The 1,303-nt window shown below is 44.5% G+C and carries 1 protein-coding gene; it reads left to right on the top strand.

The genetic code is table 11. The annotated features are described in order from the left end of the window. Positions 1 to 83 precede the first annotated feature (83 nt). Positions 84 to 1,277, top strand: coding sequence for an IS4 family transposase (locus tag C5471_RS23270; RefSeq protein ID WP_133816128.1), 1,194 nt, complete (start codon positions 84 to 86; stop codon positions 1,275 to 1,277). Positions 1,278 to 1,303 lie beyond the last annotated feature (26 nt).

Consider the following 1,303-nt stretch of genomic DNA (forward strand, 5'->3'; position numbering starts at 1 on the left):
GGGCTGAGGAATCCCCAGAAAATAGACAGGCATAGCGTTGTGTGATCTACTGATTGTTCCACCAAGTCAATAAGGTCACTGCTATGCCTGCACGTAAAGTATGTCACAACTTCTTCAAAGATGCCTTAGCACCGTTTCATCAATATCGCCAGAATGCATTAATCGATGCCACTATGGCTTTGATTAATGGCGCTTCTCTTACGCTAACCAGTATTGGACGTTTTTTGCCCGGACAGGCTCAGGTCAAAAACAAGATAAAAAGGGTTGATCGCCTGTTAGGAAACACCGCTCTTCACAACGATATTCCTGCGATTTTTAATAATATTACTGCCATGATAACTCGTCAGTTGCCTCTTTGCGTTATTGCGGTGGACTGGAGCGGTTATCCATCGCAGGAGTATCATGTGCTTCGTGCCAGCCTTCTTTGCGACGGTCGGGCAATGCCGTTATTGAGTTGGGTTGTATCCTCGGAAAAACAAAATAACACCTTAATACAAAATCAGTTTCTTGATTCCCTCGCTAAAGCCGTCTCTTCCGATGCCAGAGTCAACATCGTCACAGACGCAGGATTTAAGAGTCCATGGTTTCGACATATTGCCTCATTGGGCTGGGATTTTATTGGGCGGATCAGGAATAACGTTCAATTTCACCTGGCAGAGAGTCCTGAAATATGGCTGAAAATCTCTGACTGTCCTGGAACAATAACGCCGAAATACATGGGGGCGGGAACGCTGGTCAAAGAAAAGAAAAACCGTATTAATGGTCATTTTTATACATACAAGAAATTACCTAAAGGGCGGAAAAGTAAACGTTCAAAAGGCAGGCCAATGTATACTAAAACAAACAACGAGTATCGGCAGTCAGCAAAAGAAGCCTGGCTTATTTTCAGTAGTATAGATGATTTAAAGCCAAGGGAGATCATCAAGTTATACAGTCGTCGCATGCAGATAGAGCAAAACTTCCGCGATGAAAAAAGTGAGCGTTTCGGATTTGGTCTTCGTGCCAGCCACAGTCGCTCTGCGGGTAGAATGCTGGTACTGAGCTTACTGGCAACACTGAGCACAATCGTCCTGTGGCTGATTGGTTATCACGTGGAGAATAAGGGATTACATCTGAGATATCAGGCCAACAGTATCAAATCACGGCGGGTCATCTCATATCTGACGTTAGCGGAGAACGTCTTACGACACTCCCCACTGATTTTAAAGCAAATATCACTGAATGATGCTCTTAACCACTTAACAAGAGTCTACCGAAATATGGTGCTGGTTTATTAGCACCGATTTGTGGGGATCCCTCAGCC

This window comes from Photorhabdus tasmaniensis (assembly GCF_011189505.1).
GTDB classification, from domain to species: domain Bacteria; phylum Pseudomonadota; class Gammaproteobacteria; order Enterobacterales; family Enterobacteriaceae; genus Photorhabdus; species Photorhabdus tasmaniensis.